We start from the raw sequence: 20,941 nt of genomic DNA, 5'->3' as shown, positions 1-20,941 counted from the left end.
CCTGGACGCGGTCATCGCCGCGTCTTGTCACATCAGCTGAGCAATTTGGCGATCCGGCCGATGCCCTCGGCCAAATCCTCGTCGCCGAGCGCGTACGACATCCGCAGGTAGCCAGGCGCGCCGAAGGCTTCGCCCGGCACCACAGCGACCTCGGCCTCGTCCAGAATGATCTCCGCCAGCTCAGCGGACGTCGTCGCAGTCCGCCCGGCGATCTCTCGCCCAAGCAGCCCCTTCACCGAGGGGTACGCGTAGAAGGCGCCGGTCGGCGTCGGGCACTCGATCCCGGGGATGTCGTTCAGCAGCCGGACCATGGTCCGCCGGCGCCGGTCGAACGCGACCTTCATCTCCTCGACCGCGCTCAGATCGTTCGTCAGCGCGGCGATGGCGGCCCGCTGGGCGACGTTCGCGACGTTCGAGGTCTGGTGCGACTGCAGGTTCGTCGCGGCCTTGATGACGTCCTTCGGGCCGATCATCCAGCCGACCCGCCAGCCCGTCATCGCGTACGTCTTGGCGACGCCGTTCAGGACGACGGTCCGGTCGGCCAGCTCGGGCACCGCGACCGGGAGCGAGGTGAACGCGACGCCGTCGTACGTCAGGTGCTCGTAGATCTCGTCGGTGATCACCCAGATGTCGTGCTCCAGTGCCCAGCGGCCGATCGCCTCGATCGACTCCGGGCTGTCGACCGCGCCGGTCGGGTTGGACGGCGAGCAGAACAGCAGCGCCTTGGTCTTCGGCGTCCGGGCGGCCTCCAGCTGCTCGACCGTGACCAGGTAGCCCTGTGATTCGTCGGCGAGCACCTCGACCGGCACTCCGCCGGCCAGCTGGATCGCCTCCGGGTACGTCGTCCAGTACGGCGCCGGCAGCAGCACCTCGTCACCAGGGTCGAGCAGCGTCGCGAACGCGTTGTAGACCGCGTGCTTGCCGCCGTTGGTGACCAGGACCTGCGCGGCCTCGATCGCGTAGCCGGAGTCCCGGGCGGTCTTCTCGACGATCGCCTGCTTGAGCTCGGGCAGGCCGCCCGCCGGGCTGTAGCGGTGGTTCTTCGGGTCCCGCGCGGCGGCGACGGCGGCCTCGACGATGTACTCCGGCGTCGGGAAGTCCGGCTCACCGGCGCCGAAGCCGATCACCGGGCGGCCGGCGGCCTTGAGGGCCTTCGCCTTGCCGTCGACCGCGAGGGTGGCCGATTCGCTGATGGCGCCGATCCGCGCCGAGATCCGGGAGCTCATGCGGCCATCCTGGCACCGGGCCGCCCGGGCCCGTGCCGGGATATCGGCACGCGGACCGGTGTGATCCGGGGAACACGCAGGGGGTCCGGTCCGTTAGGTCGACGTGCAGGCTGTATGGTTCTGGTCGCGGTACGGCGTCCGGTGACGGAGGCGGTACGGGCAGGAGCCGGATCGATCGCGGCGCGACAGGCCGAGTTCGACCAGGTGGCTCCGAACCCGTACACTCTTCTAGTCCGGGCGTTGATGGCCCTGACTCGGCATGCCCGAGTTCAGGTCCTGTGCGGCGTCCGGATGGATTGCAGAGGGCACTAGCTCAACTGGCAGAGCATCGGTCTCCAAAACCGAAGGTTGGGGGTTCAAGTCCCTCGTGCCCTGCACATCCTGACCGGCGCAGGGCCGGTCAGGCCGCCGCTAGCGAAAGAGGTAGGTCGTGACGGAGACGCGCACCCCGGCACCGTCCGGCGCCGGTAAGCCTGCGGAAGGCAAGCAGGGCAGAGGCCTGCTGCGTTTCTACCGCCAGGTGGTCGCCGAGCTCCGCAAGGTCGTCTGGCCCACCCGCAAGCAGCTGTCCACCTACTTCGTGGTGGTTCTGACCTTCGTGGTGTTCGTCATCGCGATCGTCTCGCTTCTCGACCTCGCTTTCGGCTGGGCGATCCTCAAGGTCTTCGGCTGAGCCGAGGCCCCCGCCGCCCACGAACGACGGTCCCGGGTCCCGGCCCGGTCAACTGCCAGACCAGAACCCCGATGCACAGATGACGGAGTACGACGTGTCCGAGCGCGACGACGAGATCCTCGACAACGAGGACGAGTTCGACGTATCCGACTCCGACCTCGAGTTCGACGAGAACGACACCGACGACCTGTACGGCGACGACGACGATGACGACGACCCGTTCGCGGATCTCGACGTCGAGGGCGCCGAGGACGATGACGACGTCGACCTGGACGCCGAGGAGCCGGAGTACGTCGCCGACGACGAGGCCGAGGAGGGCCCGGCCGACGCCGACGACTCCGCGGCCGAGCCGGTCGTCGTGGTCGCCGCCGCGGACGCTGCCGAGGCCGCCGAGGTCGTGACGCAGGACGACGTCGACGACGCCGCCGAGGAGCTGTCCGCCGAGACCGCGGGCGACGACGCCGTCGAGACCGAGTCCGGTGTCGACGAGGTGGTCTTCTCCAACGCCGGCGCGGACTCCGACGACGACGATGAGGACGACGACGAGGACGAGGAGCCGGCCGAGCCGGTGGACCCGCTCGAGGAGCTGCGTGGCCGGCTGCGTTCGCAGATCGGCGACTGGTACGTCGTCCACACGTACTCAGGGATGGAGAACCGGGTCAAGGGCAACCTGGAGAACCGGATCAACTCCCTGAACATGGAGGACTACATCTTCGAGATCATCGTGCCGACCGAAGAGGTCGCCGAGATCAAGAACGGTCAGCGCAAGATGGTCAAGCGCACCGTCCTCCCCGGTTACGTGCTGGTCCGGATGGACCTCACCGACGAGTCCTGGTCGACCGTGCGGCACACGCCGTCGGTGACCGGTTTCGTCGGGAACAGCCAGAAGCCGGTCCCGCTCAGCCTCGAAGAGGTCGAGAAGATGCTTGCCCCGGCCGTCGTTGCGGCGGCCGAGGCGGCGGCAGCCGAAGCCGGCGCCGCTCCCGCCAAGACGGCGGCGAAGAAGAAGGTCGAGGTGGCCGACTTCGGGGTCGGCGACTCGGTCATGGTGGTGGACGGGCCGTTCGCGACCCTGCACGCCACGATCACGGAGATCAACGCCGACGCACAGCGGATCAAGGCGCTGGTGGAGATCTTCGGCCGGGAGACCCCGGTGGAACTCAGCTTCAACCAGATCCAGAAAGTCTAAGGACCCGAAATGCCTCCCAAGAAGAAGATCGCTGCCCTGGTCAAGGTGCAGCTCCAGGCCGGCGCAGCGACGCCGGCCCCGCCGGTCGGTACCGCGCTCGGTCCGCACGGCGTCAACATCATGGAGTTCTGCAAGGCGTACAACGCCCAGACGGAGTCCATGCGCGGCAACGTCGTCCCGGTCGAGATCACCATCTACGAAGACCGCTCCTTCACGTTCGTCACCAAGACGCCGCCGGCGCCGGAGATGATCAAGAAGGCCGCCGGTCTGCAGAAGGGGTCGGCCGTCCCGCACAAGGACAAGGTCGGCAAGATCACCAAGGACCAGGTCCGCGAGATCGCCACCACCAAGATGCCGGACCTGAACGCCCGGGACATCGACGCCGCGATGAAGATCATCGAGGGCACCGCCCGCTCCATGGGCGTGACCGTCGAGGCCTGATCGCCTCGCGGTACCAGCACCACCAGTAGTTGTGGCAGGGCGTAGCGCCGCCCGGAGACCACACCCCAGAGAGGAACCAGTTATGGCACAGCGCAGCAAGTCTTACCGCGCGATCGCGGAAAAGATCGACTTCGATCACCTGTACTCCCCGCTCGAGGCGGTCCGGCTGGCCAAGGAGGCCGCGGCCGGCAAGAAGCTGAACTCGACCGTGGACGTCGCGATGCGCCTCGGGGTCGACCCCCGTAAGGCCGACCAGATGGTGCGCGGCACCGTCAACCTTCCGCACGGCACCGGCAAGACGGCACGGGTCCTCGTCTTCGCCACCGGTGAGAAGGCCGAGGCCGCCAAGGCCGCCGGCGCCGACTACGTCGGTGACGACGACCTGATCAAGAAGGTGACCGACGGCTGGCTGGACTTCGACGCCGTCGTCGCCACCCCTGACCTGATGGGCAAGGTCGGCCGCCTCGGTCGCGTCCTCGGCCCGCGTGGTCTGATGCCGAACCCGAAGACCGGCACCGTCACCCCCGATGTCACCAAGGCGGTCACCGACATCAAGGGCGGCAAGATCGAGTTCCGGGTCGACCGGCACGCGAACCTGCACTTCATCATCGGCAAGGCGTCCTTCGACGAGGCCCAGCTGGTGGAGAACTACAGCGCCGCGCTCGAGGAGATCCTCCGGTTGAAGCCGGCCAGCTCCAAGGGCCGCTACATCAAGAAGACGGTCTTCTCGACGACCATGGGCCCCGGCGTCCAGGTCGACCCGAACGCCACCCGCAACCTCCTCGAGGAGAACGCGGACGCCTGATCCAGGCAGCGTCATCCAGCAAGGCCCCGGGATTTCTCCCGGGGCCTTCGCTCGTTCTAGGGGCGGACGACGAGGTCGGGGGTCAGGTCGCTCGGGCGGGGGACGCCGACCAGTTGGAGGGTGTGTTCGAGCTCCTCGGTCAGGTCGGTGAGGAGGCGGGTGACGCCGGTGCGGCCTTCGGCGGCCAGGGCCCAGAGGGCGGGGCGGCCGAGGAAGACGGCGCGGGCGCCGAGGGCGAGGGCGGCGAGGATGTGTTCGCCGCGGCGGATGCCGCCGTCCACATAGAGCTCGGTGGTGGTGCCGGCCAGGGCCTCGGCGATCTCGGGGAGCGCGTGGGCGGTGGAGACGGAGCCGTCGAGCTGGCGGCCGCCGTGGTTGGAGACGATGACGCCGGCCGCGCCCGCGTCGGCGATTCGTTTGGCGTCGTCCGCGCGCAGGACGCCCTTGACCACGACGGGGAGGCCGGTGCGCTCGGCCAGCCAGCCGATCACGTCCGGGGTGAGGTCGTCGGCCTTGTCGAGGTCGTCGTCGGACCAGTCGCCGTCGGGCACGTTGACCCGCAGCTGCCCCGGCTGGACGTAGGACCAGACGACCGGGCCGTCGTCCTCCTTGCGGCCGACCACCGGGGTGTCCACGGTGAGCACGATCGCCTTGGCGCCACCGGCGACCGCGGCGTCCAGCATCTGCTCGGTGATCGAGCGGTTCCGGACGATGTAGATCTGCAGCCACCACGGCACGCCGGTCGCGCCGAGGTCGGCGAACCTGGTGCCCGCGTTACTCGAGACGCCGAGCAGCGATCCGGCGGCCCGCACCCCGTCGGCCATCGCGATCTCGCCGTCCGGATCGGCGAGCCGCTGCAGCGTCGACGGCGCGACCAGCACCGGCGTCTGCACCGGCGTACCGAGCACCGTCGTCCGCAGGTCGATCGCCGAGACGTCCTGCAGGACGCGCGGCCGGAACCGGTACGTCGACCACGCCGACACCGCCTCCGCGACGCTGATCCCCCCGGCCGAGCCCTGGCGGTAGTAACGATGTACGGCCTCCGGCAACTTCTCGGCGGCCGCCCCCTCCAACGTGTCGATCCATCGCATGCCGCCCATCGTCGCACCACGACGACACCGGAGTCAGTACACTTTTCCCATGACGCAGTACGGGCGGCGATTTCTGCGCCCCGGCCGGCACGACGGTGCCGACGGGGTGAGTCGCTGCTGCGCTCTCTCCTGAGGTGACCGTGGCCGGTCGGGGTGTGAAGACCCCCGTCGAGACCGTCATCTTTGGAGATACTCATGTCTGCCCTCACGCTCGAGGAACTGCACGCTGCTCTGTCCCTGCGCGACCTGGCCGATCCGGCCCAAGGCCCGCACGCCGTCCAGCTGATCGTCGATTCCATCCGGACGACGCTCGGCCGCGCCTGGCCCTACACCGAGATCTGGACTCGCCGCGACCATCCCGTCGTCCCGCTCGCGGACAACTACGACAATCTCGGGTACGCCGCCGGTGCGGTCACCCGGGAGGCCCGCTACACCCGCTACGCCTCCGCGACCGAGGTGTTGCGCAGCCACACCTCGGCGATGATCCCGCCGGCGCTGCGGGAGCTGGCCGCGTCCGACGTCTCCGACGTACTGCTGATCTGTGCCGGGATCTGCTACCGCCGGGACTCCGTCGACTGGCAGCACACCGGGACGCCGCATCAGCTCGACCTCTGGCGGATCAGCCGCAATGTCACCCTCGGCGAGCCTGAGCTGGAGGAGATGATCGCTCGCCTGGTCGAGACCGTGCTGCCCGGCCAGACCTATCGGACCGTGCCCGCCGTGCATCCCTACACGATTCACGGTCGCCAGATCGACGTCCTGCTCGACGAGGAGTGGATCGAGATCGGCGAGTGCGGCGTCGCCGCGCCGCACATCCTGCGCAAGGCCGGTCTGGACGACGGCTGGACCGGCCTCGCGATGGGCCCCGGCCTCGATCGCCTCCTGATGCTGCGCAAGGGCATCCGCGACATCCGGCTGCTCCGATCGACCGATCCGCGGGTGGCTGAGCAGATGCTCGACCTGGCCCCCTACCGACCGGTGTCGACGATGCCGCCGGTCCGCCGGGACCTGTCGGTCGTCGTCGGCGCCTCGGCGGACGTCTCGCCGGAGGTGCTCGGCGACAAGGTGCGCGATGCGCTCGGCCCGGACGCGGACGCCGCCGAATCGCTCGACGTGCTGGGCGAAACGACGTACGACGAACTCCCACCGGCCGCCCGGCAACGGCTCCAGCTCATCCCCGGGCAACGGAACCTCCTGGTCAGGCTCGTCCTCCGGCCAGTCGACCGCACCCTCACCGACGCAGAGGCGAACCAGCTCCGCGACAAGGTCTACCGAGCCCTCCACGAAGGCCCAGTCCTCGAACTGATCGGCTGACGCCGCAGCTCGCGGACGGCGACGGCCCACGCGCACAGGGCCAGCGGGAGCTCCAGGAGGAGCGCCATCGACAACGCGAGCGTGTGGTCGAAGCCGGCGCCGGCGGTGCTGACGTCGAACCACGCGTCGGCCAGTAGCAGTGTCCCGGCGACCATCGAGGTCAGGACGGCGTACTTGTTGCGCGTGTGCAGCAGGTACGCCGTCAGCCCGGCCGCGGCCGCGATCGCCACGTCGAGGCCGATCCAGGTCAGCTTCCAGTGCGTGACCTGGTAGCTGCTCGGTAGGGTCGCGGCCAGGATCAGGCACCAGGGCAACAGCACCGCGGCAACCCCGGCCGAGACCAGCGCCGCGATGCCGCCTGGTGAGCGGCGCGGGCGGATCCGGCCGTCGAGGCGGCCTTCGGCGATGTAATCGTCGAGTGCCTCGGCGACCCGGTCGTCGATCGCGTCCCCGAGGTGCACGGTCAGTGGAGTCGTCATGCCAGCGAGCATCACCTCGCAGCACCCGGACGCGCATTGTGGCGACCCCACGAATCAGGGTGGGGTTAACCCCCGGTAGCGGCCGTGGGTTTGCCGGATGCCGCCGGACCGCATCCGCATCGTAGGTTGGCGGGGTGAGCACGATCGACGCTGTTCCGACGCGGCCGTGGCAGTTGTGGCGTTCGCCGTACTTGTGGCTGGCAACGGTCCACCTCGTCGGGGACGCCGTTGTCGTGCTGACCTCCGGTGTGCTCGTGCTGGCTGCGGTCGCTGTCGTGGTGCTCGCTTGGCCGCTGGCCTTCATCGGCATCCCGCTGAGTGCCGCCGCGGCCCGGTGCGTCTACGTACTGGCCGGGTGGGAGCGCGCCCGGGCCCGGATCACTCGCGGCCAGCAGATCCGCGCGCTGACGCCCCCGGCCGACGCCCGACACGCGGTCCGCGACCCGAACCTGTGGCGGCAGTTCCTGTACTTCGCCCTCTTGTTGCCGGTAGCAACCGCGTGGGGAGGGCTGCTGGTGGCCGCATGGTCGGTCCCGCTGGTCCTGATCGGGTTACCGCTGTACTTCGCGAAGTTCGCCGCCGGCCGGGCACAGCTCGGCCCGTTCGTGGTCGCCAGCGCCGACCGGGCTGTGTTCGCCGCCGCACTCGCAGCAGCCTTCCTCCTGCTGGTCACGCCGCTACTGATGCGGACGGCGTCGGCGGCCGACGGGTGGCTTGCGGGCCAGCTCCTCGGACGCTCGGAGACCAGTGCGCTGACCGAGCGGGTCAGCAAACTGGTGGCCAGCAGGCAGCAGGTGGTTGATTCGGTCGAGGCCGAGCGGCGGCGGATGGAGCGCGACCTGCACGACGGCGCCCAGCAGCGTCTTGTGTCGCTGGCGATGACGCTGGGCCGGGCGAAGAATCGGCTCGGTCAGGACGAGCAGGCGGTCCGGACGTTGATCGAGCAGGCGCACGCCGAAGCCCTGCAGGCGATCGCCGAGATCCGTGATCTGACCCGAGGGCTGCACCCGCCGGTGCTGACCGACCGCGGTCTGGACGCGGCGCTGTCCGCGGTGGCAGCGCGGTCGCCGGTCCCGGTGTCGGTGACGGTCGACGTAGAGCCGCGGCCGTCGCTGACAGTGGAGTCGATCGCCTACTTCGTCGTGACCGAAGCGCTCACCAACGTCGCGAAGCACGCACGGGCCGCCCAGGCCCAGGTCAGCGTCACCCGCGTCGGTGACACCCTGCGGATCGAGGTGTCGGACGACGGGCAGGGCGGTGCGCACCTGGGTGGCGGAACCGGCCTGCAGGGCCTGTCCGATCGGGTCGCCGGTGTCGACGGGTGGCTCGGTCTCAGTAGTCCGGTGGGCGGTCCGACCGTCCTGATCGCGGAGGTGCCGTGCACATGACCAGCTTGCGAGTTGTGATCGCCGAGGACTCGGTGCTGTTGCGCGAGGGCATCGTGCGGTTGCTGGAGGAGCAGGACTGCGAAGTCGTCGCGGCAGTAGGCGACGGTGACGAGTTGCTGAAGGCCGTCGCCGAGCACCGGCCGGACGTGTGCGTGGTCGACGTACGGATGCCGCCGACTTTCACCGACGAGGGACTGCGGGCGGCGCTCGTACTCCGCGAACAGTTCCCCGGGACCGGCGTCCTCGTGTTGTCGCAGTACGTCGAGGAGCGCTACGCGAGCGAGTTGATCGGCGGGAACCCCGGTGGCGTCGGCTATCTGCTCAAGGACCGGGTGGCGGACGTCGACCAGTTCCTCGACGGACTGCGTCGGGTCGCGAGCGGAGGCGCCGCACTCGATCCGGAGGTGATCGCCCAACTGCTGGTGCGCTCGCGGACGAGCGATCCGCTCGCTGCGTTGAGTCCGCGAGAGCAGGATGTACTGCGGGCGATGGCCGAAGGCAAGTCGAACACCGGTATCGCCAGGGCACTTGTTGTCGGCGAGAGCGCAGTGGAGAAACACATCAGCAGCATCTTCGCCAAGCTGCGGCTGGCACCGGCCGAGGGCGAGCACCGGCGCGTACTGGCCGTGCTGCGCTTCCTGGAGGGCTGATGACAGTCACGACGGCGCAGCGCCGCATGCTGCTGATCGGCCTGGTGCCGCTCCTTCTACTCGTGGTCGGCGGCGGAGCGGTCACCGTGTCGGCGATCAGTGGGAAACTGCCGTTCGAGTACCGGACTGCTGCGTCGGTCGGTCCGAAAGGCGTTCGGGTCGTTTCGGCCGTTCCGACGCAAGTGGTCGGCAGGGACGACCAGCAGGTTCGGGTTCACGCCGACGGGACGTACGGGGCGCAGCGACCGCGGATCGACGTCCGCACTGTCGGGGGTGTGCTGGAGATCGAAGCGAGCTGTCCGGACCGAAACTGCGTGGTTGAGCTGACGGTCGAAATTCCGGCGACGAAGCTGCAGGTCCAGTCAGAGGCATCGGTCACGATGCGTCGGCTGCGTAGTCCGGAGGTTTCTGTCGACGGACGACGCGGCTCGCTGACCATGCAGTTCGACGAGCCGCCCCGACAGCTGTCCGCCAGAGCCGGCGAAGGGGCGATCAGCTTGCGGGTACCCAGTGGGACGTCGTACGCCATCGATGCGGTCGCGGCCGAGGGCACCACTGATATCCAAGCGGCCAACGATCCGGCCGCGCCGCATCGCCTCTACTTGCGAACCAGGTACGGCAGCATCGAGGTCAGCTGATCGCTGCGATGAAGGCCTTGGCCTTCTCGGTGATGGTGTGCCACTCGCCGGCCGCGACCTCGGCCGGGGCGACGACGTCGGTGCCGGCGCTGACGGCGAGAGCACCGGCGTCCAGGTAGTCACGGGCGTTGGTTGCGTTGATGCCGCCGGAGGGGACGAGGGGGACGCCGGGGAACGGGCCGTTGAGGTCCTTGAAGTACTTGGGGCCGAGGTGGTGGGCCGGGAAGATCTTGACCGCGTCCGAGCCGAGGGCGAGTGCGGTCATCACTTCGGAGGGGGTGAACGCGCCGAGGACGACCGGGACGCCGGCCGTCCGCGCGGCTTCGGCGATGGCGGCGGCTTCCAGACCCTGGCCTGGCGTGACCAGGAACTGTGCGCCGGCGTCGATGGCGTCCCGGGCCTGCTTCTCGGTCTGGACCGTGCCGGCGCCGACCACCGCGCCGGTCTCGGCGGACGTCGAGGCGGCGCGTTCGAGGTGCCGCGGCAGGTCCGGCGTCGTGTAGGTCAGCTCGACGACGTGGATGCCGCCGGCGACCAGTGCGGCGCACAGGTCTCGCGCGTCCGAGATCTCCGGCGCTCGGACGACGGTCAGGACGCGGTCCGCGCGCAGCAGGTCCAGGGTGCTCATAGCTGTTTCCTCTCAGCCGTCGGTACGACGGATGGCTCGGCCGGGCAGGTCGTCGGTGCGGTGGCCGTCGTCGATGACGGGGGTGCCGTTGACGACGACGTACGGGATGCCTTCGGCTTGTTGGCGGGGGTTCTCGAAAGTGGCGGTGTCGTGGACGGTCGCGGGGTCGAAGAGGACGAGGTCGGCGTGGTAGCCGGCGCGCACCAGCCCGCGGTCGGTGAGGCCGAGCCGCCGGGCGGCGCGGCCGGTCAGATGGTGCACGCAGTCGGCCAGCTCGAGGACGCCGAGCTCGCGCACGTAGCGACTTAGATACCGGGGGAAGGTGCCCCACGAGCGCGGGTGCGGTTTGCCGCCGACCAGGATCGCGTCGGAGCCGCCGGTGTGGCTCTGGTGCCGCATGATCGTGCGCACGTTCTCCTCGTGGCCGACGTGCTGCAGGATCGACGTCCCGAGGTCGTCGGCGACCAGCAGGTCGAAGAAGACGTCGGACGCCGGTTTGCCGGTCTCGGCGGCGAGCGCCGCGACCGTCCGGCCGACGACGTGGCCGAGCGCCGGGTTGCGGACGCCGCCGATCTCGATCGTCTCCCACTCGATCACGCAGCCGTGGCAGCCGTCCGAGCCGACCTGCTCCATCTCGTGGGCGATCCGGGCCCGGGTGGCCGGCTCCTGGAGCCGGGCGAGCTGCGCGTCCGGGCCGCCCTCGGCGGTCCAGCTCGGCAGCGTCGCCGCCAGAGTGGTTGCCCCTGGCAAGTAAGGGTAGGTGTCGGTGGTGACGTCGAGCCCGTCGGCCAGGGCCTTGTCGATCATCGCGATCAGGTCGGCGCCGCGGCCCGCGTTCGGCGCGAAGTTCATCACGGCGTGGGTGAGGTGCAGCGCGCAGCCGGACTGCCGGGCCACCTCGACCATCTCGCCGTACGCGTCCAGCGCGCCCCGGCCGTACGAGCGCTGGTGCGGCGCGTAGTAGCCGCCGTACTGCGCCACGACGCGGCACAGCTCGACGAGCTCGTCGGTGCTGGCGAACATCCCCGGCGTGTAGGTGAGGCCGCTGCTCATCCCGACCGCGCCCTCGCGCAGCGCATCGGCCAGCAGCGCCTTCATCCGAGCCAGCTCGGCCGGCGTCGCCGCGCGGTTCTCGGTGCCGACGACCATCATTCGCAGCGTCCCCTGCGGGACGAGGTAGGCCGCGTTGCAGGCGATGCCCTGGTCGAGCCGGTCCAGGTAGCCGGCGACGGTCGTCCAGGAGAAGTCGAAGTCGGCCGGTTCGCCGTTCCAGCCGGCGATCTGACGGCGGATCGCGGCCCGGGCCGGGTCGTCGATCGGCGCGAACGAGAGCCCGTCCTGACCGAGCACCTCGAGCGTGACGCCCTGGCTGACCTTGGCCGTGTGGTCCGGGGTGGCCAGGATCTGCAGGTCGGAGTGCGCGTGCATGTCGATGAAACCGGGGGAGAGGACCAGCCCGTCGGCGTCGATCGTCCGCCGGGCGGCCGGTCGTTCGGCGCCGATCGCCGCGATCCGGCCGGCGTCCACGACGACGTCCGCGGTGACGCCGGGCGTGCCGGTCCCATCGAGGACGGTCGCGCCGGTGATCAACAGGTCGGCGGCCATCTCAGAAGTACGTCCGGATCAGGCCGACGACGACGGGATCAGCGGCGTCCGGGTCGTCGATCAGCGGGATCAGACCCCACTTGTCGAACGCCGTACACGGGTGCGACAGCCCGAGCCGGAGCTCGTCGCCGATCTGCACGCCGGTCGCGCCGAACTGCAGATAGCCGTGCTGGTCGTTCAGCTTGGTGACCGCCATCCCGGTTGCGGGAAGGGGGACGTCGCCGTCCGCGCGCGGCCGGATCAGCTGCGGCTCGGGCATGTCCTGGTCGACCGGGAAGTCCCGGCGGCCGGCGTCGAAGATCGCCAGCCCGGGCTCGGGTTGCGAGGTGATCCGCATCCAGCCGTGCATCGCCGCGACGAGCTGTTCGCCGTCCGTCCGCGGTGACTCGCCCAGCGGTGAGACCCGGCGGTACAGGCCGTCGTCGTGCGAGATGTAGGCGCCCGAGCGGACGACGACGCGCGCGGCCGGGGCCAGCGGCCCGAGGACCTCGGCGACCAGCTCGAAGTACTCGCTTCCGCCCGCGGTGACGATCGGAGTGACCTCCGGGTCGTACAGCTTGCCCAGCCGCTCGTGCAGCGCGGCCATCTCCCGCAGGAAGGCGCGCACCTCGCCCAGCCCGGTCTCCTCGACGCCGTGGCCGACCGCGCCCTCATAGCCCGCCAGCCCGACCAGCCGGAGCGTCGACGCCTCGGCGACCGCGCGGGCAACCGCCTCTGCAGTCTCCAAGCCGCGAGCGCCGGTACGGCCGCCGAGCCCGCCGAGCTCGACCATGACGTCGAGCGGGCGCGCGTCGGCATCGACGTACGCCGAGCGCGCGGCCTCCATGATCTCGACCGTCCGGACGGAGTCGGCCCAGACCATCACCTCGAACTCCGGGTCGCGGGCGAGCTCGTCGGCGATCCAGCGCAGCTGGAGCGGGGAGACCACGGAGTTCGCGATCAGTACCCGGCGGACGCCGAACTGGCGCGCGATGCCGAGGTGGAAGACATTGGCGAGCGTGATCGCCCAGGCGCCCGCGTCGAGCTGCTGAGCCCAGAGCGCGGGGGCCATCGTGGTCTTGCCGTGCGGTGCGTGCTCGACGCCGTGCTGGGCGCACCAGCGGGCGAGCGTCTCGATGTTGTGCTGGACGCCGGGCGCGGACAGCGTCATCAACGGCGTCGGCAGCTGCGAGAGTCGGGGCCGGCCGGCCAGCACCTCGGCGACGGTCCGGCCCCAGAACGCGGGCGGCAGCACCCTGTCCCGCCGGGTCACCTGCTCCTCGGCAAGCGCGGCGACGGCGTCGGCATCGTAAGCAGGCATCGGTTCCCCTGGAGGTTCGAGTTGCAGACTACGCAACGCTCATTGCGTAGTCTGACCTGACGGTTGTAGCATCACGCCCAAACGTGCGTCAACGACACAGGTTTCGCACCTATCCCATCACTCCGGCCCCAGGAGCGCAGATGCCCGACCCGCGCACCGAGACGGATCCGGCCGCGGTGGTCTGTCTCGGCGAGGCGATGATCATGCTCGCGGGCGCGGCCGGGCCGCTGGAGGACGTCGAGACGTTCCACCGTTCGGTCGGCGGCGCCGAGTGCAATGTGGCCGGTGGGCTGGCCGGCCTCGGCGTCCGGACCAGCTGGGTCTCCCGGCTGGGCGACGACGGTTTCGGCAAGCAGGTACTACGAGATCTGCAGAGCCGGGGCGTCGAGGTTGGCGGGGTCGAGCTCGACCCGGACCGCCCGACCGCGCTGTACGTGAAGGAAACCCGCGACGGGCGCTCCCGGATGCACTACTACCGCACCGGCTCGGCGGCGTCCGCGATGAGCCCGGCGTTCCTGGAGCGGCCGGAGGTGGCCGAGCGACTTGCCGCGGCGCGCATCGTGCACACCACTGGCATTACCGCAGCGCTGTCGGATGACACTGCAGCGATGGTCAACGCGCTCAGTGGGGGCTACACGCTGAGCGTGGACCTGAACTGGCGACCGGTGCTCTGGCGCAACAAAGACCCGGAGCCGTTGTGGCAGCTGCTGAAGGCTGCAGACATCGTTCTGATCGGTGCTGATGAGGCGCTGGTGTTTGCTGGCACCAGCGACCCTGTTGAGCTGCATGAGCGGCTCGGCGGTCGGTGCGTGCTGGTCGTGAAGAACGACGCGCATACAGCGACGGCGTTGACTCCTGAGGGCCGGACCGACGTCCCCGCACTCACCGTGCAGGTCGTCGAGCCGGTCGGGGCTGGAGACGCCTTCGCGGCCGGCTTCCTGGCTGGCACGCTCGAAGGCCTCCCGATGCAGCAGCGACTCCGCCTTGGACATCTGAACGCCGCAGCGGTACTTGCGGTGCCGCAAGACCACGCAGCGCCGCTGGATCCGGCTCTCAAGGCCAGGCTGCTGGCTTGCTCGGACGAAGAGTGGGCGGCGACCAAGCTATGAGTCAGAGCCTCGCGAGAGCCCTACAGATCCTGGCCAGCCTCGGTGAAGGCGACCGGTCGCTCGACCAGCTCGCGACCGAGCTCGGTGTGCACAAGACCACCGTGCTGCGCCTCCTGCGCACGATGGAGGCGGACCGCTTTGTGCGCCGAGACGACCAGCATCGCTACCGCCTCGGCTCCCGCTTGTTCGCGTTGGCGGACGCCGCCCGCGAGCAGCACGTCGTCCGAGAGGTTGCCGCGCCGCATCTGCGCCAGCTGAACCAGAAGACCGGACAGACCGTCCATCTGGCTGCCTGGGAGAACGGCGAGGCCCTGTACGTCGACAAGCTCGACAGCGTCCGCACAGTGCGGATGTACTCGCAGGTCGGCGTACCGGCCGCGCTGCACTGCACTGCGGTCGGAAAGGTGTTGCTGGCCGCACAGCCGAAGCGCCAGCGGGAGGCGGTGCTGGCCTCGCTGGACTACCACGCCTACACGCCACAGACGCTCACCGGCCCGGATGCCCTGCGTGACGAGCTGGACGCCGTCCGCGCCAACGGCTGGGGTCAGGACAAGGGTGAGCATGAGTCCTTCATGAACTGCATCGGTGCGCCGATCGTCGACCACGCGGGCCGTGTGGTCGGGGCTGTCTCCGTATCGGTGCCAGATGTATTACTGAACTATGAGCAGGTGCTGGAGCTCCTGCCCGAGCTGCTCGCCACCACCAAGGCGATCAGCGCCGATTACAACTGAGAGGTGTCCGACCAGATGTCCGACAAGACCGCAGTCACCACCACCGACGCGCCCGCTCCGATGCCCGTGTTCTCGCAGGGCGTCCGCAAGGGCAACGTGCTGCAGGTGTCCGGCCAGGGCTCGGTCGACCCGGCCACCAGCGAGTTCGTCTTCGTCGGCGACGTGAAGGCCCAGACCACCCGCGTCCTGCAGAACATCGAGGCGATCCTGGTCGCCGGCGGCGCCACCTTCGACGACGTCCTGATGCTGCGCGTCTACCTGACCAAGCGCGAGGACTTCGGCCTCATGAACGAGGCGTACGCCGAGTTCCTCGACGGCCGCACCCCGAGCGGCGTCCTGCCGTCGCGCACCACCGTCTTCACCGGCCTCCCGCTGCCCGACATGCTCGTCGAGATCGACGCCCTCGCCGTCCTGAGCTGACCGTCCTGCCACGTAGTGGCAATATGTAGCACTACGTGGCACCACGGGATACCCTGCAGGTATGAGTGGGCAATCCGAGATCACGCAGCGCGATCTGCGCATGCGATCGAAGGAGATCATGGACGCCGTCCAGGGCGGTCAGTCCTTCACCGTCACTCGCGATGGTCATCGCATCGGCGAGCTGATCCCCTTGCGGCGCAGGCGCAGGTTCGTCCCGCGCGAAGAGTTCGCGGCGATGTCGCGGACCGCGCCGACGATCTCGCTGGAAGCGTTCCGGGCAGATCAGGACGCCTTCGCCGATCACGAACTCGACGACTCCTATGGCCGGTGAGTACGCGCAGGGTCTCCTCGATACGAATGTGGTGATCCTGCGGGCGGGGATCGATCCCAGCTCGCTGCCGGACGAGATGGCGATCACCGCTGTCACGCTCGCCGAGTTGTCCGCGGGGCCGCACCAGGTGCGCCGGAACGATGAGCAGAACGCGTACGACGAGCACCTCGAACGCGCGTCCCGAATGGACGTCCTGCAGCGCGCGGAGAACGAGTTCGACCCGATTCCGTTCGATACCGAAGCGGCGCGGATCTACGGCCGGGTGTGCGCGGCCGTCATTTCCGGCGGCCGGTCGCCGCGCGGTCGCATCGCCGACCTGATGATCGCGAGTATCGCGGTGGCCGAAGGCCTGCCGTTGTTCACGGTCAATCCGGACGACTTCAAAGGCCTGGAGACGTTGCTGACGGTGGTACCCGTGCCGCATTCCGGTGGTTGAGCCGCGGCCGGAGGGCTCCGAGGTGGGGCGTTAGGGTTTTTGTATGCAGGAAACCAGCGATGGTGCAACTGATGGCTAGTCCGGCGGCCCTGCTCAAGATCGCGCCGTCGGTCTATGTGCCTGCGTTGCTCTACGGGATCGGGCAGGGCGCTATCGCGCCGGTCATCGCGGTCTCGGCTACGCATTTGGGCGCGTCGCCTGCTGTTGCCGGTGTGGTGGTTGCGGCGGCTGGGTTGGGGCAGGTCATCGGTGATGTGCCGGCTGGCGCGCTGACCAACAAGATCGGCGAACGCCGGGCGATGCTCGGTGCGACCGTGTTGGTCACGCTCGCCCTGGTCGGGTGCCTGCTGGCGCCGACGGTGTGGATGCTGGCCCTGGCCATCGGGGTGACCGGGCTGGCCGGGTCGGTGTGGGGGCTGGCTCGGCAGGCCTACCTGAGTGAGGCGGTGCCGATCGAGCTGCGTGCTCGGGCGCTGTCCACGCTGGGCGGCGTCCAGCGGATCGGCTCGTTCATCGGGCCGTTCCTCGGTGCGTTCGCGATGCGCTTCCTCGGTACGGACGGCGCCTACTGGGTGCACCTGGTCGGCGCCGCCCTGGCCTGCATCGTGCTGGTCAGCCTGCCGGACATCGAGCACGTACGCCGACGCCGCGACAGCCAGCCGGTCGCCGCCCAATCCACCTGGAGCGTGATCCGCGAGCACCTGCCGGTTCTGCGCACCCTCGGGGTCGGAGCGCTCCTGGTCGGGGCAGTCCGAGCGTCACGACAGGTCGTCATCCCCTTGTGGGCCTTGCACATCGGCCTGGACCCGCAGATGACCAGCATCGTCTTCGGGCTGTCGGGCGCGGTCGACATGCTCCTGTTCTACCCAGCCGGCTCGATCATGGACCGGATGGGCCGCAAGTGGGTAGCAGTGCCGTCCATGTTCGTCCTCGGCTCCGCACACCTGCTCCTCCCGCTGACCCACTCCACGGCCACCCTGACGGCCGTCGCCCTCCTGATGGGGGTCGGCAACGGGCTCGGCGCCGGCGTCATCATGACGCTCGGCGCCGACGCGTCACCACCCGTCGGCCGGGCGCAGTTCCTCGGCGCCTTCCGCTTGTTCGCCGACACCGGCAACGGCTCCGGGCCGTTGTTGCTCGCCGGTGCGACGGCGGTTCTCGGGCTGGGCCCGGCGATCGTCATCATGGCGGGGGTCGGGTGGGGCGCCGCGGCCGCGATGCAGCGCTGGATCCCGCCCCGGCCGCAACCGGTGAACACCGGCTGAGGCCGCCGATTTGGTCTCAGCAATGCGGTCGGGCACAATGAATCTTGCCGAAGACCGCTGGTGGCTGCCCTAGGTAGCTGAAAGTCCCACTCAGGTGGGCGGCCCGCGCAGGTGATGAGAAGTGTGAGTGTATGTTCACGCCCTTGCCGCCTGTGCAGGGGCGTTTTCGTTTTCAGGGGTCTCCGGCGCGTAAGCCAATCGAAGGAGAACCCATGGCGAGGCCGGACAAGGCAGCCGCAGTCGCGGAGCTGGCGGACGAGTTCCGTAGCTCGAACGGCGCCGTGCTGACCGAGTACCGCGGACTTACCGTGGCGCAGCTGAAGAACTTGCGGACTGCGCTCGGTGACGACGTGAACTACGCCGTGGTGAAGAACACGCTGACCAAGATCGCGGCCAAGGACGCGGGGGTGGAGTCGTTCGACTCGCTGCTCGCCGGTCCGTCGGCCATCGCCTTCATCAAGGGCGACGCGGTGGTTGCGGCCAAGGGTCTGCGTGACTTCGCCAAGGCGAATCCCCTTCTCGTCATCAAGGGCGGCGTGCTCGACGGCAAGCCGCTCAGCTCTGACGAGATCAGCAAGCTCGCTGACCTGGAGTCGCGTGAGGTCCTCCTCGCGAAGCTCGCAGGTGCGATGAAGGCGGCCCCGCAGCAAGCGGTGTCGCTGTTCGCTGCTCCGCTGTCGCAGGCCGCGCGCCTGTTCGCGGCGCTGCAGGACACGCTGCCGGCGGACGGGGCTGCGGCTCCCGAGGCCGCGGCCGAGGAGACCGTGCAGGACACGGTCGACGCACCTGCCGAGGCGAGCACCGAGGAGACCGCCGCAGCTGACAGCTGAGGCAGATCTCACCAGCATCACCCCATTTCAGTGATCCACCGTTAGGAAGGACCGCCATCATGGCGAAGCTCAGCACCGAAGAGCTCCTCGGCCAGTTCAAGGAACTGACCCTGCTGGAGCTGTCGGAGTTCGTTAAGGCATTCGAAGAGGAGTTCGGCGTCACCGCCGCCGCTCCGGTCGCCGTTGCCGCTGCCCCGGTCGCCGGTGGCGCCGGTGGTGGCGAGGAGGCCGCCGAGCAGGACGAGTTCGACGTCGTCCTGGAGTCGGCCGGCGACAAGAAGATCCAGGTCATCAAGGAGGTGCGCGGTCTCACCAGCCTTGGGCTGAAGGAGGCCAAGGACCTGGTTGAGTCCGCCCCGAAGGCGATCCTGGAGAAGGTCGACAAGGCTGCCGCGGAGAAGGCCAAGGAGGCCCTCGAGGGCGCCGGCGCCACCGTCACGCTCAAGTGACCTCAGTTACGCTCCGTCAAGGCGCGTAACGAATGTGTAGAGAAGGGCGGTCCCCGTGACGGGGGCCGCCCTTCTCGCTTTCGCCATGGCTACGATCGCAATCGCTTGACTTTGAGGGGTTACGCAAAACCGTACTCGTGCGTAACCTAGGCCACTGCTCCCTCGTTGGAATCGAAGTACTCGTCGGTTTCGGGGCATGTACGTAGATCCCGTGAGGAGGACCGGTGGGCGTAGAAGTCCGCGTCGAAGGTCTCACCAAATCCTTTGGTAGCCAGCTGATCTGGGGCGATGTGTCCCTGACCCTGCCGGCCGGTGAGATCTGCGTGATGCTGGGCCCCTCCGGAACCGGTAAGTCCGTATTCCTCAAGACACTGATCGGTCTGCTGAAACCCGACAAGGGCCATGTGCACATCGAGGGCACCGATATCGCGACCTGTAGCGAGCGCGACCTCTACGAGATCCGCAAGCTGTTCGGCGTCCTGTTCCAGGACGGCGCGATGTTCGGCTCGATGAACCTGTACGACAACGTCGCGTTCCCGCTCCGCGAGCACACCAAGAAATCCGAATCCGAGGTCCGCTCCATCGTGATGGAGAAGATGGAGATGGTCGGTCTGGTCGGCGCGGAGCGCAAGCTCCCCGGCGAGATCTCCGGCGGGATGCGGAAACGCGCCGGCCTGGCCCGGGCGCTGGTGCTGGAGCCCGAGATCCTGCTGTTCGACGAGCCGGATTCCGGTCTCGACCCGGTCCGGACGGCGTTCCTGAACCAGCTGATCATCGACCTGAACGAGATGACCCAGGCGACCTGCCTGATCGTCACCCACGACATCAACACCGCGCGTACCGTCCCGGACAACATCGGCCTGCTCTACCACCGGCATCTGGCGATGTTCGGCCCGCGGGAGATGCTGCTGTCCAGTGAGGAGCCGGTGGTCCGCCAGTTCCTGAACGCGCAGCGCGTCGGCCCGATCGGCATGTCCGAGGAGAAGGACGCCGACGAGCTCGCTCGCGAGGCCGACCAGGAGCTGCCGCCGCTGCCGCCGATCCCGATCCAGCAGTTGCCGAGCTCCGGCGTCCTGCGGCCGACCCAGCGCCCGCCCGGCGAATGGTGCCGGGAGCACGGGGTGACCCCGCCGCCCGGCTCGTTCGCATCCGACGTGGTGGGCGCTACGTGACTTTTTCGGCCACCGCCCCGCTGAAGCACGCCGGCTCACTGTTCGCCTTCACGCTCGACACGATGCGGGCGTCGGTCCGCCGTCCGTTCCAGCTGAAGGAGTTCCTCCAGCAGGCGTGGTTCGTGGCGAGTGTGACGATCATCCCGACCGCGCTGGTCGCGATCCCGTTCGGGGCCGTGATCGCGTTGCAGGTCGGCGGCCTGATCAAGCAGTTCGGCGCACAGGCCTTCACCGGCTCGGCCGCGGTGCTGGCCGTCGTCCGGGAGGCGTCGCCGATCGCGACCGCGCTGCTGATCGCGGGCGCCGGCGGCTCGGCGATCTGCGCCGACCTCGGCGCGCGCAAGATCCGCGAAGAGCTGGACGCGATGATGGTGCTCGGGATCGACCCGATCCACCGGCTGGTGGTGCCGCGGGTGCTGGCGACGATGCTGGTCGCCTTCTTCCTGAACGGTTTCGTCAGCGTGGTCGGTGTGATGGGCGGTTACGTCTTCAACGTCGTCCTCCAGGACGGCACCCCAGGCAGCTACATAGCCAGTTTCACCGCGCTCGCGCACCTGCCCGACCTGTGGCAGGGGCAGGCGAAGGCGCTCGTCTTCGGGTTCATCGCGGCTGTCGTCGCGTCGTACAAGGGGATGAACGCGGGCGGCGGCCCGAAGGGCGTCGGCGACGCGGTGAACCAGTCGGTCGTGATCACGTTCATGCTGCTGTTCGTCGCGAACTTCTCGATGACCGCGATCTACTTCCAGCTCGTCCCGCCGAAGGGGGCCTGAC

Annotated in this window: 24 protein-coding genes and 1 tRNA gene; 19 read left to right on the top strand and 6 right to left on the bottom strand. The window is 69.1% G+C overall.

Translation table 11 applies throughout. The annotated features are described in order from the left end of the window. Nucleotides 1-32 precede the first annotated feature (32 nt). On the bottom strand, nt 33-1,226 hold the full coding sequence (locus tag ACZ6ZD_RS04315) for a pyridoxal phosphate-dependent aminotransferase (protein WP_465668209.1): 1,194 nt from the start codon (nt 1,224-1,226) through the stop codon (nt 33-35). A 302-nt stretch (nt 1,227-1,528) separates the two neighbouring features. Between ACZ6ZD_RS04315 and ACZ6ZD_RS04310 the strand changes: the two genes are divergently transcribed. The 5 genes from ACZ6ZD_RS04310 to rplA all read left to right on the top strand — a co-directional run bounded on the left by ACZ6ZD_RS04310 (nt 1,529) and on the right by rplA (nt 4,334). Beyond that, a tRNA-Trp gene (locus ACZ6ZD_RS04310) sits at nt 1,529-1,601 on the top strand. A gap of 55 nt (nt 1,602-1,656) precedes the next feature. Next, nucleotides 1,657-1,899 (top strand): preprotein translocase subunit SecE, encoded by a 243-nt coding sequence (secE, locus tag ACZ6ZD_RS04305; RefSeq protein ID WP_171674893.1) that lies wholly within the window; start codon nt 1,657-1,659, stop codon nt 1,897-1,899. Nucleotides 1,900-1,978: 79 nt separating this feature from the next. Continuing rightward, entirely contained in the window at nt 1,979-3,088 is a 1,110-nt protein-coding gene (gene nusG, locus ACZ6ZD_RS04300) for a transcription termination/antitermination protein NusG (protein ID WP_465668207.1), read from the top strand. Nucleotides 3,089-3,097: 9 nt separating this feature from the next. Then, nucleotides 3,098-3,529: a 50S ribosomal protein L11 gene (gene rplK, locus ACZ6ZD_RS04295; RefSeq protein ID WP_132411459.1), complete on the top strand. Its 432-nt coding sequence runs from the start codon at nt 3,098-3,100 to the stop codon at nt 3,527-3,529. 82 nt (nt 3,530-3,611) lie between these two features. Continuing rightward, nucleotides 3,612-4,334, top strand: coding sequence for a 50S ribosomal protein L1 (gene rplA / locus ACZ6ZD_RS04290; protein WP_171674891.1), 723 nt, complete (start codon nt 3,612-3,614; stop codon nt 4,332-4,334). Nucleotides 4,335-4,390: 56 nt separating this feature from the next. Here the strand turns inward: rplA and ACZ6ZD_RS04285 are convergent, their stop codons facing one another. Further along, entirely contained in the window at nt 4,391-5,425 is a 1,035-nt protein-coding gene (locus ACZ6ZD_RS04285; RefSeq protein ID WP_465668204.1) for an alpha-hydroxy acid oxidase, read from the bottom strand. Between the two features lie 195 nt (nt 5,426-5,620). Between ACZ6ZD_RS04285 and srmL the strand changes: the two genes are divergently transcribed. Continuing rightward, entirely contained in the window at nt 5,621-6,739 is a 1,119-nt protein-coding gene (srmL, locus tag ACZ6ZD_RS04280; RefSeq protein WP_465668202.1) for a PheS-related mystery ligase SrmL, read from the top strand. Here srmL and ACZ6ZD_RS04275 read toward each other — a convergent pair. Further along, nucleotides 6,694-7,218 (bottom strand): hypothetical protein, encoded by a 525-nt coding sequence (locus ACZ6ZD_RS04275; protein WP_465668200.1) that lies wholly within the window; start codon nt 7,216-7,218, stop codon nt 6,694-6,696. The two genes, srmL and ACZ6ZD_RS04275, sit on opposite strands and share 46 nt — an antisense overlap. Nucleotides 7,219-7,352: 134 nt before the next feature. On the opposite strand from ACZ6ZD_RS04275, the gene ACZ6ZD_RS04270 reads away from it, so the two are divergent. The 3 genes from ACZ6ZD_RS04270 to ACZ6ZD_RS04260 are packed head-to-tail and all read left to right on the top strand — an operon-like array spanning nt 7,353 to nt 9,894. Then, nucleotides 7,353-8,606, top strand: a complete 1,254-nt coding sequence (locus ACZ6ZD_RS04270; protein WP_465668198.1) for a sensor histidine kinase — start codon at nt 7,353-7,355, stop codon at nt 8,604-8,606. 5 nt (nt 8,607-8,611) lie between these two features. Beyond that, nucleotides 8,612-9,256, top strand: coding sequence for a response regulator transcription factor (locus ACZ6ZD_RS04265; protein WP_465672614.1), 645 nt, complete (start codon nt 8,612-8,614; stop codon nt 9,254-9,256). Next, on the top strand, nt 9,256-9,894 hold the full coding sequence (locus ACZ6ZD_RS04260; RefSeq protein WP_465668196.1) for a hypothetical protein: 639 nt from the start codon (nt 9,256-9,258) through the stop codon (nt 9,892-9,894). The genes ACZ6ZD_RS04265 and ACZ6ZD_RS04260 overlap by 1 nt, the downstream gene beginning before the upstream one ends. On the opposite strand, the gene ACZ6ZD_RS04255 is transcribed toward ACZ6ZD_RS04260, so the two are convergent. Genes ACZ6ZD_RS04255 through ACZ6ZD_RS04245 form a run of 3 tightly spaced genes read right to left on the bottom strand, consistent with a single transcriptional unit; the run spans nt 9,887 to nt 13,427 of the window. Further along, a complete protein-coding gene (locus ACZ6ZD_RS04255; RefSeq protein WP_465668194.1) occupies nt 9,887-10,522 on the bottom strand; it encodes a bifunctional 4-hydroxy-2-oxoglutarate aldolase/2-dehydro-3-deoxy-phosphogluconate aldolase in 636 nt (211 codons plus the stop codon). The two genes, ACZ6ZD_RS04260 and ACZ6ZD_RS04255, sit on opposite strands and share 8 nt — an antisense overlap. 12 nt (nt 10,523-10,534) lie before the next feature. Next, nucleotides 10,535-12,127 (bottom strand): N-acyl-D-amino-acid deacylase family protein, encoded by a 1,593-nt coding sequence (locus ACZ6ZD_RS04250; protein ID WP_465668192.1) that lies wholly within the window; start codon nt 12,125-12,127, stop codon nt 10,535-10,537. Between the two features lies 1 nt (nt 12,128). Continuing rightward, on the bottom strand, nt 12,129-13,427 hold the full coding sequence (locus tag ACZ6ZD_RS04245) for a type III PLP-dependent enzyme domain-containing protein (RefSeq protein ID WP_465668190.1): 1,299 nt from the start codon (nt 13,425-13,427) through the stop codon (nt 12,129-12,131). 140 nt (nt 13,428-13,567) lie between these two features. On the opposite strand from ACZ6ZD_RS04245, the gene ACZ6ZD_RS04240 reads away from it, so the two are divergent. The 10 genes from ACZ6ZD_RS04240 to ACZ6ZD_RS04195 all read left to right on the top strand — a co-directional run bounded on the left by ACZ6ZD_RS04240 (nt 13,568) and on the right by ACZ6ZD_RS04195 (nt 20,940). Further along, nucleotides 13,568-14,536 (top strand): sugar kinase, encoded by a 969-nt coding sequence (locus tag ACZ6ZD_RS04240; RefSeq protein WP_465668188.1) that lies wholly within the window; start codon nt 13,568-13,570, stop codon nt 14,534-14,536. Continuing rightward, entirely contained in the window at nt 14,533-15,267 is a 735-nt protein-coding gene (locus ACZ6ZD_RS04235; RefSeq protein WP_465668186.1) for an IclR family transcriptional regulator, read from the top strand. Before ACZ6ZD_RS04240 ends, ACZ6ZD_RS04235 begins: the two co-directional genes overlap by 4 nt. A 3-nt stretch (nt 15,268-15,270) precedes the next feature. Then, nucleotides 15,271-15,687, top strand: coding sequence for a RidA family protein (locus tag ACZ6ZD_RS04230; RefSeq protein ID WP_465668184.1), 417 nt, complete (start codon nt 15,271-15,273; stop codon nt 15,685-15,687). 61 nt (nt 15,688-15,748) lie between these two features. Beyond that, nucleotides 15,749-16,018, top strand: coding sequence for a type II toxin-antitoxin system Phd/YefM family antitoxin (locus ACZ6ZD_RS04225; protein WP_465668182.1), 270 nt, complete (start codon nt 15,749-15,751; stop codon nt 16,016-16,018). After that, on the top strand, nt 16,008-16,454 hold the full coding sequence (locus ACZ6ZD_RS04220; protein WP_465668180.1) for a PIN domain-containing protein: 447 nt from the start codon (nt 16,008-16,010) through the stop codon (nt 16,452-16,454). The genes ACZ6ZD_RS04225 and ACZ6ZD_RS04220 overlap by 11 nt, the downstream gene beginning before the upstream one ends. A gap of 71 nt (nt 16,455-16,525) precedes the next feature. Further along, complete coding sequence (locus ACZ6ZD_RS04215) at nt 16,526-17,719, top strand: MFS transporter (protein WP_465668178.1); 1,194 nt, start codon at nt 16,526-16,528, stop codon at nt 17,717-17,719. 212 nt (nt 17,720-17,931) lie between these two features. Beyond that, nucleotides 17,932-18,549 carry a 50S ribosomal protein L10 gene (gene rplJ / locus ACZ6ZD_RS04210; RefSeq protein ID WP_465668176.1) on the top strand — a complete coding sequence of 206 codons (618 nt, stop codon included), beginning with the start codon at nt 17,932-17,934 and terminating at the stop codon, nt 18,547-18,549. A gap of 59 nt (nt 18,550-18,608) precedes the next feature. Next, nucleotides 18,609-18,998, top strand: a complete 390-nt coding sequence (gene rplL, locus ACZ6ZD_RS04205) for a 50S ribosomal protein L7/L12 (protein WP_171674876.1) — start codon at nt 18,609-18,611, stop codon at nt 18,996-18,998. A 224-nt stretch (nt 18,999-19,222) separates the two neighbouring features. Continuing rightward, complete coding sequence (locus tag ACZ6ZD_RS04200; RefSeq protein ID WP_171674875.1) at nt 19,223-20,170, top strand: ATP-binding cassette domain-containing protein; 948 nt, start codon at nt 19,223-19,225, stop codon at nt 20,168-20,170. Continuing rightward, the gene (locus ACZ6ZD_RS04195; protein ID WP_465668173.1) at nt 20,167-20,940 is read left to right on the top strand and encodes an MlaE family ABC transporter permease; all 774 of its coding nucleotides are present in this window, start codon (nt 20,167-20,169) and stop codon (nt 20,938-20,940) included. Before ACZ6ZD_RS04200 ends, ACZ6ZD_RS04195 begins: the two co-directional genes overlap by 4 nt. Nucleotide 20,941: the final 1 nt, after the last annotated feature.

It is taken from the genome of Kribbella sp. NPDC104218 (assembly GCF_055584105.1).
Note: the sequence above shows the minus strand (reverse complement) of the source record. Positions and strands in the feature narration are given on the sequence as shown.

Coding starts and splice junctions, on each gene's coding strand:
- ACZ6ZD_RS04315 (WP_465668209.1), bottom strand. CDS start 1,226: ATGAGCTCCCGGATCTCGGCGCGGATCGGCGCCATCAGCGAATCGGCC.
- nusG (WP_465668207.1), top strand. CDS start 1,979: ATGACGGAGTACGACGTGTCCGAGCGCGACGACGAGATCCTCGACAAC.
- rplK (WP_132411459.1), top strand. CDS start 3,098: ATGCCTCCCAAGAAGAAGATCGCTGCCCTGGTCAAGGTGCAGCTCCAG.
- rplA (WP_171674891.1), top strand. CDS start 3,612: ATGGCACAGCGCAGCAAGTCTTACCGCGCGATCGCGGAAAAGATCGAC.
- ACZ6ZD_RS04285 (WP_465668204.1), bottom strand. CDS start 5,425: ATGCGATGGATCGACACGTTGGAGGGGGCGGCCGCCGAGAAGTTGCCG.
- srmL (WP_465668202.1), top strand. CDS start 5,621: ATGTCTGCCCTCACGCTCGAGGAACTGCACGCTGCTCTGTCCCTGCGC.
- ACZ6ZD_RS04275 (WP_465668200.1), bottom strand. CDS start 7,218: ATGACGACTCCACTGACCGTGCACCTCGGGGACGCGATCGACGACCGG.
- ACZ6ZD_RS04260 (WP_465668196.1), top strand. CDS start 9,256: ATGACAGTCACGACGGCGCAGCGCCGCATGCTGCTGATCGGCCTGGTG.
- ACZ6ZD_RS04255 (WP_465668194.1), bottom strand. CDS start 10,522: ATGAGCACCCTGGACCTGCTGCGCGCGGACCGCGTCCTGACCGTCGTC.
- ACZ6ZD_RS04250 (WP_465668192.1), bottom strand. CDS start 12,127: ATGGCCGCCGACCTGTTGATCACCGGCGCGACCGTCCTCGATGGGACC.
- ACZ6ZD_RS04245 (WP_465668190.1), bottom strand. CDS start 13,427: ATGCCTGCTTACGATGCCGACGCCGTCGCCGCGCTTGCCGAGGAGCAG.
- ACZ6ZD_RS04240 (WP_465668188.1), top strand. CDS start 13,568: ATGCCCGACCCGCGCACCGAGACGGATCCGGCCGCGGTGGTCTGTCTC.
- ACZ6ZD_RS04235 (WP_465668186.1), top strand. CDS start 14,533: ATGAGTCAGAGCCTCGCGAGAGCCCTACAGATCCTGGCCAGCCTCGGT.
- ACZ6ZD_RS04225 (WP_465668182.1), top strand. CDS start 15,749: ATGAGTGGGCAATCCGAGATCACGCAGCGCGATCTGCGCATGCGATCG.
- ACZ6ZD_RS04220 (WP_465668180.1), top strand. CDS start 16,008: ATGGCCGGTGAGTACGCGCAGGGTCTCCTCGATACGAATGTGGTGATC.
- ACZ6ZD_RS04215 (WP_465668178.1), top strand. CDS start 16,526: ATGGCTAGTCCGGCGGCCCTGCTCAAGATCGCGCCGTCGGTCTATGTG.
- rplJ (WP_465668176.1), top strand. CDS start 17,932: ATGGCGAGGCCGGACAAGGCAGCCGCAGTCGCGGAGCTGGCGGACGAG.
- rplL (WP_171674876.1), top strand. CDS start 18,609: ATGGCGAAGCTCAGCACCGAAGAGCTCCTCGGCCAGTTCAAGGAACTG.